This is a genomic window from Mycobacterium sp. E802, assembly GCF_001666875.1.
Taxonomy (GTDB): Bacteria; Actinomycetota; Actinomycetes; order Mycobacteriales; family Mycobacteriaceae; genus Mycobacterium.
The window spans coordinates 1-9300 of the sequence record NZ_LZJD01000073.1; the positions used below are offsets into that span (position 1 = coordinate 1).

A 9300-nucleotide genomic window follows, 5' to 3' on the forward strand; every position below is an offset into this window, starting at 1 on the left:
CTTGTCGCCCAGCGCACCTCAGCGATCAACCGGGTGCTGTGGCATGTTCATGACCTGGATCCCGAGTGGGCCGCGGCCTTGGGTTCGCTGACCGCGCTCAAGCATCAGAAGGCGTTGATGGCCTGGTTGGCCGACCGAGTGGGCGTGGTCGCTGAAATCGCCCGTGCCGAGGTGGGCGACATCATCCGGCTCACCGGTGAGATCAACGCCTTGGCCAAGCGGTTGACCGCCAGCGCCCAGCAGCACGCTCCGACTCTTCTGCAGATCCCCGGGTGCGCGGAGCTGACCGCGGCCAAGATCCTCGGTGAGGTCGCCGGCATCGGCCGGTTCAAAAGCGAGGCCGCGTTCGGCTGCCACACCGGCGTCGCGCCCATCCCGGCCTGGTCAGGCGCCAGCGCCGGGCAGATGCGGCTAAGCCGGGCTGGTAACCGTCAACTCAACGCCGCCATCCATCGCATCGCGGTGACACAGATCCGGATGACCGGCAGCGCCGGGCAGATCTACTTCCAGAAACTGCGCGATGCCGGCAAAACCAAAGCCGCGGCCCGTCGCTGCGTCAAACGCCGCATCGCCCGCCGCGTCTACCAAGCCCTACGCCACGACGCAGGACTTCACAACGACCACCAAAACCCAGTCAAGCCGCCACAATCAGCGGCGGCTTGACATAGGAGCTATTGCTCGGCAGAGGAACGTTACCAGTCCGACACGGTAGCGGTGCTACCAATCAGCCTCCGTGAACTTGATGACGCCGCGAATGTTGTTGCCGTCCAACATGTCCTGGTAGCCCTGGTTGATGTCTTCGAGCTTGTAGGTCCGCGTGATCATGTCGTCGAGGTTGAGAAGGCCCGACTTGTAGAGCGCCGCCAGCCGCGGGGTCTCCACGTGCGAGCTGCCGCCACCGAAGATGTTGCCCTTCAACGTCTTCTGCAACATGGTGAACAGGAACAGGTTGAGCTTGACGTCGGCGTCCATCATCGACCCCATGCCCGTCACCACACAGGTGCCGGTCTTGGCGGTCAGGATCATGGCCTCTTCGATGTACTCGCCCTTCATCTCACCGACGGCGATGATGACCTTGTCACCCATCAGACCGTGGGTGACGTCGATGACCGGCGCGATGGCCTCGGCCATCGACGGGTAGACGTGCGTGGCGCCGAACTTGATGGCCTGCTCACGCTTCCACTCGTTGGGGTCGATCGCGATGACGTGCTTGGCGCCCGAGATCACCGCACCCTGCAGCGCGCTCATGCCGATGCCGCCGACGCCGACGATGATGGCGGTCTCGCCGGGCTTGATATCGGCGACGTTGGTGGCCGAGCCGAAACCGGTCGGCACCGCACAACCCATGATCGCCGCGGTCTCGAACGGGATGTCCTTGTCGATCTTGACGACGGAATCCTTGTGCACGGTCATGTACGGCGCGAAGGTGCCGAGCAGGTTCATCGGCGATACCTCGCGGCCGCCGGCGTGGATGCGGCTGGTGCCGTCGGCGATGGCCTTACCGCCGAGCAGCACGGCACCGCGGTCACACAGCGAGCGGAAGCCCTTCAGGCACGGCGGACACTCGCCACAGGCCGGGATGAACGCGAGGATGACGTGGTCGCCTTCCTCCAGGCCGGTGACGTTCTTGCCGACCTTGGTGACGACGCCGGCGCCCTCATGGCCGCCGAGGGCCGGCAGGCCGATCGGGGTGGCACCGGTGGTGATGTGGTAGTCGGAGTGGCACATGCCCGCGGCATGCATCCGGATCTGTACTTCGTCGGCGACGGGATCGCCGAGGTCGATCTCGTCGACCTGGAAGGGCGAGTTGAGTTCCCACAGCAGGGCGCCTTTGGTCTTCATGGGAGGCGATAATAGAACAGGTTGCAGTACTGTCGGGTAACTGGTCTTTGACCTGCATCTATGCGAGCTTCATTTCGTTGTCGAGTTGCTGTTTCCTCGTCGGTGCCGATGACTTGGGGGCGCGGCGCCGGTCTACCTCGACATGACCGAGATCAACGCACACATCGTCCCCAACCTGTGGTTCGACCGCGAGGCCGAGCAGGCCGCACAGCACTACATCGCCGCATTCGGCGGCAACGGCCGCGTCGTCAAGACCATCGCCTCTCATCCCGATTCGCCGTCACCGCAAGATGTGCCGGTGGTGGTCGAGTTCGAGCTGGCCGGGCAGCGCTTCGTCGGCATCAACGGCGGCCCGCAGTTCACGTTCAACGAGGCCGTCTCGCTGGAGGTCCGCGTCACCGGCCAAGAGCAGCTCGACCAGATTTGGGCCGCGCTGGTCGAGGGCGGGGAAGAATTGCCCTGCGGCTGGCTCAAGGACAAGTACGGGCTGGCCTGGCAGATCACCCCGACGGAGTACTACGACCTGCTGGGCACCGGGGACGACGCCGCCGAGGCCCGATTGATGTCCGCGGTGCTCAGCACCCACGGCAAGTTCGACATCGCGGCATTGCAGGCGGCGTACAAGTCAGAGTGAGGGCTTCAGTGGCCAGTTCACGCCATTGCCCAGACCGCGTGGCACAACTGGCCACTCGGCGCTAACCCACGTCAAGAACAGCGGGCAGCCCGAACTTCTCGAACAATGACAACTCCATGAAGGCGACCACATGCGAGATCCCGCCCGGACGCACCTCCAGGACATGCAGCTGGAACGCCTCGTGCCGGCCGGTCTCGCGATTGAGCATGTACATCGCCGCGGCGGGCTGGCCGTTGGCGGACGTGGCGATGAACCGCATGTCGCCGGGCTCCTCGGCCGGGCATTTGTAGCGGGACAGGTCGCCGATGGCCTGCGGCCCCTGATACCAGCTGTCGAACGGCGGCATCTCCCAGATCGCCTCGGCGGTGAACAGCTCGACCAGCTTGTCGATGTCGTAGGCCTCGAACGCGGCCATGTAGTTGCGCAGCAGGTTCTGGGCGTGCGGGGAATCCGGCGCGGTGATCTCGTCGTCCTGGCTGGGGCCCACCGCGTCGAGCTGGGCCCGGGCGCGCTGCAGGAGGCTGTTGACCGCGGCTGTCGAGGCCCCGATCGCCTCGCCCACCTCCGCGGCCTTCCACTGCAGCACCTCGCGTAGCACCAGCACCGCGCGTTGACGGGCGGACAGATGCTGCAAGGCCGCGACGAACGCCAACCGCACCGAGTCCCGGGTCCCCACGATCGTGCTCGGATCCGCCGGGTCATCGGCGGAATCGGGCAACGGCTGCAGCCACGGGACCTCGTGGTGTTCGGTGATCTCATCGGTCGGCGACGAGCTCGGATTGCCCAGACCCGACGGCAACGGGCGGCGCTGCTTGCTCTCCAGCGCGGTCAGGCAGGTGTTGGTGGCGATGCGGTACAACCAGGTACGCACCGAGGATTTGCCCTCGAAACCTGCGTACGATTTCCAGGCCCGCAGATAGGTCTCCTGCACCAGGTCCTCGGCATCATGCAGCGACCCGGTCATCCGGTAGCAGTGCGCCAGCAGCTCCCGGCGATAGCGCTGGGCGTCGGCCAGGAACGCATCGGCAGGGCTGCCGTCGTCGAGGCGGTGAGCGAGGACCGTCACGTTCGCGAGCTTACGCAGCGCCCCCGACAACTTCGATCGAATACGCTCGCCAGGGTGACCAGCACGCGCAGTGAACAGACCTTCGACGGCGTCGGCGGCGTCCGCATCGTCTACGACGTGTGGACCCCGGACGGCACACCGCGCGGCGTCGTCATCCTCTCGCACGGCCTGGGCGAACACGCCGGGCGCTATCACCACGTCGCGCAGCGCTTCGGCGAGGCCGGGCTCATCGTCTACGCCCTGGACCACCGCGGCCACGGCCGTTCGGGTGGCAAGCGCGTGTACCTGCGGGACATGGCCGAATATGTCGACGACTTCCACACCCTGGTCGGCATCGCCGCCGCGGCGCACCCCCGGCTGCCGCGACTCGTGCTCGGCCACAGCATGGGCGGGGGGATCGTCTTCAGCTATGGCGTCGAATACCCCGACGAATACACCGCGATGGTGCTGTCCGGGCCCGCGGTCGCCGCGCAGGCCGCGGTGTCTCCGGTGCTGGTGATCGTGGCCAAGGCGCTCGGCAAGGTCGCGCCCGGGCTCCCGGTGGAGAGCCTGGACGTCGACGCGGTCTCCCGCGATCCCGAGATGGTCGCGGCGTACAAGGCCGACCCGTTGGTCTGGCACGGCAAGGTCCCGGCCGGCATCGCGCGTGCCCTGATCATCGTGGGGGAGACCATGCCGCAACGCGCGTCGGCCCTGACCGCGCCGCTGCTGGTGGTGCACGGTGAGAAAGATCGCCTGGTGCTCGCCGAGGGCAGCCGCCGGCTGGTCGAATGTGTCGCCTCGCAGGACGTGCACCTCAAGGTCTACCCGGGTCTCTATCACGAGGTGTTCAACGAACCCGAGAAGCAACTGGTGCTCGACGACGTGACGGCCTGGATCGAGACACATCTGTGAAACGGCTTGTGGTGGCGCTGGTTTCAGCGCTGGTGGTGGCGGGATGTGGGTCACCGGACGAGCCGGTCCGAACCTGGACCGACACCGACGTCACGTTCGACGCCGACGGTCTCACCATTCACGGAAGCTACCGGCATCAGGGCGCGAAAGGCCCAGCCGCACTGCTGATCTCCGAGAGCGGACCCACCGACCGCAACGGCGACAACAAGGTCGTCGGCCCCATCGGCAACATGCGTCAGCTGGCAGAAACACTGTCGGACGACGGTGTGGCCAGCCTGCGCTACGACAAGATCGGCACCGGGGCCACCAAACTCGGCCCCTACGAGAAGAGGCCGACCGAGGTGGTCAGCGGCGTCTACACCACGGGCGCGGCCGCCGCACTGCGGTTCTTGGCCGACCAGCCCGACACCGATGCGTCGAAGGTGTCCATCTACGCGGTGGGCGAAGGCGCCATCCACGCCATGACCCTGGCCGGCTCCGGAGAACCAAAGGTGCACTCGCTGGCGCTCTTTCAGCCGTTGAGCGGTCGCTATCTGGACATCATCACCAACCGGGTGCGCGCCGGGGCTGCGCCCGAGGTGCTCAGCGCCTGGCTCGCGGCCGTCGAGGAGATCCGCACCAAGGGCACCGTGCCCGCCGACCTCCCCGAGGGTCTGAGCGCGATCGTCAACAGGGACAACCTGAATGCGATCATCGAGGCCGACAAGATCGACCCGGTACAGCTGGCCGCCGCGCTGCCCGACGGTATGCCGGTGCTGCTCACCTGCTCGGACTCCGACGCCCAGGCCAACTGTGCGACCGAACGGCCGCTGGTCGACGCGCTGGGGCACACCGCGCTCACGGTCGTCGAGCTCAAGGGCGTCAACCACGTCCTGCGTGACGATCCCACCGACAACATCGCCGATTACGGCAAGCCCGGCCCGTTGTCACCGCAGGTGGTGGACGCCATCGGCAAGTTTGTCGGTGCCGATGGCTAGGTTGGTCGCGTGAGCGACAAGATGCTGGCGCGGATCGCCGCTCTGCTGCGTCAGGCCGAGGGGACCGACAACCAGCACGAGGCCGAGGCATTCATGGCCGCCGCCCAGCGGCTGGCCACCGCCACCTCGATCGACCTCGCGCTTGCCCGCGCGCATTCGGCCGAGCGGACCAAGGCACAGATGCCGGTGCAGCGCACCATCACCATCGGCGCCGCCGGCGCCAAGGGGCTGCGCACCTATGTGCAGTTGTTCGTGGTGATCGGGCAGGCCAACGACGTGAAATGCGATGTGGCGTCCAATTCGACGTTCGTCTACGCCTACGGGTTCGCCGAGGACATCGACGCCACCCACGCGCTCTACACCAGCCTGCTGCTGCAGATGGTCAAGGCATCCGAGGCCTACATCGCCTCGGGCGCCCACCGGCCCACGCCCACCATCACCGCACGGCTCAACTTCCAGCTCGCCTTCGGTGCGCGCATCGGCCAGCGGCTGACCCAGGCACGCGAAGAAGCGCACCGCGAGGCCGACGAAGCAGATCGGCCGGGCACCGCAATCGCCCTGCGGGACAAGGATATCGAGCTGCGCAGCTTTTATCGGGAGACGTCGCAGGCGCGCGGCACCTGGCGAGCGTCGAGTGCGTCGGCTGGATACTCGTCGGCCGCCCGGCGGGCCGGTGACCGCGCCGGTCGTCACGCACGGATCGGACCGACCACGGAGATCTCCGGCGCCCGCGGCGCCCTGGAGCGATGAACGCCCGGGACACCCAGCGCGCCAAGGTCTATGCCGCCGAACAGTTCGTGCGCACCATGTTCGACCGTGCGGCACAACACAGTTCGCGGGCCATTGACTTCTTCGGTACCTCGCTGACGCTACCGCCCGAGGCGAAATTCGGCTCCGTGGAATCGGTGCAGCGCTACGTCGACGACGTGGTCGCCCGAGTGGGGGCGCAGCCGTTGACCGTCCGCCGCCGGCGCGGGGCCACCGCGGCGCATTACGAGCTGATCGACGGCAAGGCCGCCATCGCCGTGCCCGAGCATGACACCTGGGCGCTGCGAGAGCTGGTGATACTGCACGAACTTGCCCACCATCTCAGCACCGACGGCCCGGCGCACGGCGCCGACTTCGTGGCCACCTACTGCGAGCTGTGCGAGTCGGTCATGGGTCCGGAGGTCGGGTTGGTGCTGCGCATGGTCTACGCCAAAGAGGGTGTGGTCTGAGGTCTAACCTGGCGCACATGACCGAACCCCGTGATGTCGACGCCATGTTCACCGACGTGCTGCACACCGAGGACGATGCGCTGGTCGCGGCGCGGGAATCCGCACAGGCCGCCGACATGCCGGCCATCGAGGTGTCGGCGCAACACGGAAAGCTGTTGTCGTTGCTGGCCACCATGTCTCGGGCGCGCAAGGTGCTCGAGATCGGCACGCTCGCCGGCTACAGCACCATCAACCTGGCCCGGGGCGTCGGGGCCGACGGCAGCGTCGTCACGCTCGAGTACGAGCCCCGGCACGCCGAGGTGGCGCGGGCCAATTTCGAGCGGGCCGGTGTCGCCGACCGCATCGAGGTGATCGTCGGCGCTGCGCTGGACACGCTGCCACGGCTGGCCGAGCGCGGTGACGTCTTCGACCTGGTCTTCATCGACGCCGACAAGGAGAACAACGTCGGCTACGTCGAGTGGGCGATCACGCTGGGCCACCCTGGCTCGATCATCGTGGTGGACAACATCACCCGGTTCGGCCGGGTGTTGGAGCCGGCGGCCGACGATGCGCAGGCGCGGGCCGTGCGCGACATGCTGGAGATGATGGGCGACCATCCGCGATTGGACACCGCGGCCATTCAGACCGTCGGCACCAAAGGCTGGGACGGGTTCGCCGTCGCGCTGGTCAGATGAGCTACGCCAGGGTGTCCTGCGGTTGACGCTGGATCGGCTGCGGCCAGGGCTCCGGCTTGGGCCGTTGGCGCACCATCTGCGGCCACCAGAACCACTTGCCCAGCAGTGCCGCGATGGACGGGGTCATGAACGCCCGGATCACCAGGGTGTCGAACAGCAGACCCAGGCCGATCGTGGTGCCCACCTGACCGATCACCGCCAGCTCGCTGACCGCCATCGACATCATGGTGAACGCGAACACCAGACCCGCGGCCGTCACCACCGAGCCACTGCCGCCCATGGCGCGGATGATGCCCGTGTTCAAGCCGGCGTGGATCTCCTCTTTGAGTCGGGAGACCAATAGCAGGTTGTAGTCCGCACCGACGGCCAACAGGATGATCACCGACATGGCCAGCACCATCCAGTGCAGTTCCAGGCCGATCAGGTGCTGCCAGATGAGCACCGACAGACCGAACGCGCTGCCGAGCGAGATCACCACCGTGCCGACGATGACCGCGGCGGCCACCACACTGCGCGTGATGATCAACATGATGATGAAAATTAGGCACAGCGAGGCGATTCCGGCGATCAACAGGTCGTAGTTGGCGCCTTCCTGCATGTCCTTGAAGGTGGCCGCGGTGCCGCCGAGGTAGATCTTGGAGCCCTCCAGCGGCGTGCCCTTGATGGCTTCCTTGGCGGCCAGCTTGATGGCGTCGATGTGCTTGATGCCCTCGGGGCTCATCGGATCGCCTTCATGGCTGATGATGAACCGCACCGCATGCCCGTCCGGGGACAGGAACATCTTCATGCCGCGCTTGAAGTCTTCGTTCTCGAAGGTCTCCGGTGGCAGATAGAACGTGTCGTCGTTCTTGGCTTGGTCGAAGGCCTGACCCATGGCGGTCGAGTTGTCCTGCATGGCCGCCATCTGATCCTGCAAGCCGCCCTGGGTGGCCTGCATGGTCAGCATCATGGTCTTCATCGTCTTCATCGTGGCGATCATCGGCTGCATGTTCGCGATCATCACCGGGATCAACGCGTTCATCTTGTCCATGTCAGGCACGATTTCCTCGAAATCGGCTGTCATGGTGTCGATCCCGTCAAGGGTGTCGAACACCGACCGGATCGACCAGCACATCGGGATGTCGTAGCAGTGCGGTTCCCAGTACAGGTAGTTGCGGATCGGCCGGAAGAAATCGTCGAAATCCGAGATGTGGTCGCGGAGTTCCTTCACGTCCTCGACCATGATGTGCATCTTGCCGACCATGCTGTTCATCACGTCGCGCATCTGCTCCATCAACGCGATCATCTTGGTCATCGTGTCGATCGTGACCTGCATTTCGTCAGCTTGCTTGAGCATGTCGTCCATGCGGTCCTGCATGTACTTCTGATTCATGGTCTGGGTCGTGCCCTGCATGCTGATGTTGAACGGGATCGAGGTGTGCTCGATCGGCGTTCCCTGCGGCCGGGTGATGGCCTGGACCCGAGATATGCCGGGCACCTGGAAGATTCGCTTGGCCACCCGCTCGATCACGAGGAAGTCTGCGGAGTTGCGCAGGTCGTGATCGCTCTCGATCAGCAGCAGTTCCGGGTTCATCCGGGCCGGCGAGAAGTGCCGGTCGGCCGCGGCGTAGCCGCTGTTGGCCGGTAGATCGGCCGGCATGTACTCGCGGTCGTTGTAGTTGGTCCGGTACCCGGGCAGGGTCAGCAGACCGACCATCGAGATGGCGATGGTCGTGATCAGGATCGGCCCGGGCCAACGCACCACGGCCGCACCGATTTTGCGCCAGCCGCGGGTCCGCGAGGCGCGCTTGGGTTCCAGGGTCTTGCCGAACCGGCTGGCGATGGTGATGATCGCCGGCCCGATTGTCAGTGCGGCGGCCACGACGGTGACCATGCCGATGGCCAGCGGGATGCCCAGGGATTGGAAGTACGGCAGGCGAGTGAAGTGCAGGCACAGCGTGGCGCCGGCGATGGTCAGGCCCGAGCCCAGCACCACATGCGCGGTGCCGTGAAACAT

Annotated in this window: 10 protein-coding genes; 7 read left to right on the top strand and 3 right to left on the bottom strand. The window is 66.0% G+C overall.

The genetic code is table 11. From position 1 onward, the window contains the following. Positions 1-663, top strand: a 663-nt coding sequence (locus A5699_RS10645) for a transposase (RefSeq protein WP_157561191.1), incomplete at its 5' end; no start/stop codon positions are given. Positions 664-717: 54 nt separating this feature from the next. Here the strand turns inward: A5699_RS10645 and A5699_RS10650 are convergent. Beyond that, positions 718-1842, bottom strand: a complete 1125-nt coding sequence (locus A5699_RS10650) for an NDMA-dependent alcohol dehydrogenase (RefSeq protein ID WP_067768976.1) — start codon at positions 1840-1842, stop codon at positions 718-720. A 142-nt stretch (positions 1843-1984) separates the two neighbouring features. Between A5699_RS10650 and A5699_RS10655 the strand changes: the two genes are divergently transcribed. Beyond that, positions 1985-2476, top strand: coding sequence for a VOC family protein (locus tag A5699_RS10655; RefSeq protein WP_067768978.1), 492 nt, complete (start codon positions 1985-1987; stop codon positions 2474-2476). A gap of 61 nt (positions 2477-2537) precedes the next feature. Here A5699_RS10655 and A5699_RS10660 read toward each other — a convergent pair whose 3' ends face one another. Further along, positions 2538-3572 (bottom strand): sigma-70 family RNA polymerase sigma factor, encoded by a 1035-nt coding sequence (locus tag A5699_RS10660; protein WP_067768980.1) that lies wholly within the window; start codon positions 3570-3572, stop codon positions 2538-2540. A gap of 24 nt (positions 3573-3596) precedes the next feature. On the opposite strand from A5699_RS10660, the gene A5699_RS10665 reads away from it, so the two are divergent. From A5699_RS10665 to A5699_RS10685, 5 genes are read left to right on the top strand one after another with little or no spacing between them, the layout of a single operon-like run. Further along, positions 3597-4436 (top strand): alpha/beta hydrolase, encoded by an 840-nt coding sequence (locus tag A5699_RS10665; RefSeq protein ID WP_067768982.1) that lies wholly within the window; start codon positions 3597-3599, stop codon positions 4434-4436. After that, the gene (locus A5699_RS10670) at positions 4433-5413 is read left to right on the top strand and encodes a hypothetical protein (protein ID WP_067768984.1); all 981 of its coding nucleotides are present in this window, start codon (positions 4433-4435) and stop codon (positions 5411-5413) included. The genes A5699_RS10665 and A5699_RS10670 overlap by 4 nt, the downstream gene beginning before the upstream one ends. A gap of 21 nt (positions 5414-5434) precedes the next feature. Next, complete coding sequence (locus A5699_RS10675) at positions 5435-6163, top strand: DUF2786 domain-containing protein (protein WP_067768992.1); 729 nt, start codon at positions 5435-5437, stop codon at positions 6161-6163. Next, positions 6160-6630: a TIGR04338 family metallohydrolase gene (locus tag A5699_RS10680; protein ID WP_067768986.1), complete on the top strand. Its 471-nt coding sequence runs from the start codon at positions 6160-6162 to the stop codon at positions 6628-6630. The genes A5699_RS10675 and A5699_RS10680 overlap by 4 nt, the downstream gene beginning before the upstream one ends. A gap of 17 nt (positions 6631-6647) precedes the next feature. Beyond that, positions 6648-7304, top strand: a complete 657-nt coding sequence (locus A5699_RS10685; RefSeq protein ID WP_067768988.1) for an O-methyltransferase — start codon at positions 6648-6650, stop codon at positions 7302-7304. Position 7305: 1 nt separating this feature from the next. Here A5699_RS10685 and A5699_RS10690 read toward each other — a convergent pair. Then, on the bottom strand, positions 7306-9300 hold a 1995-nt coding region (locus A5699_RS10690), incomplete at its 5' end, for an RND family transporter (protein ID WP_067768990.1).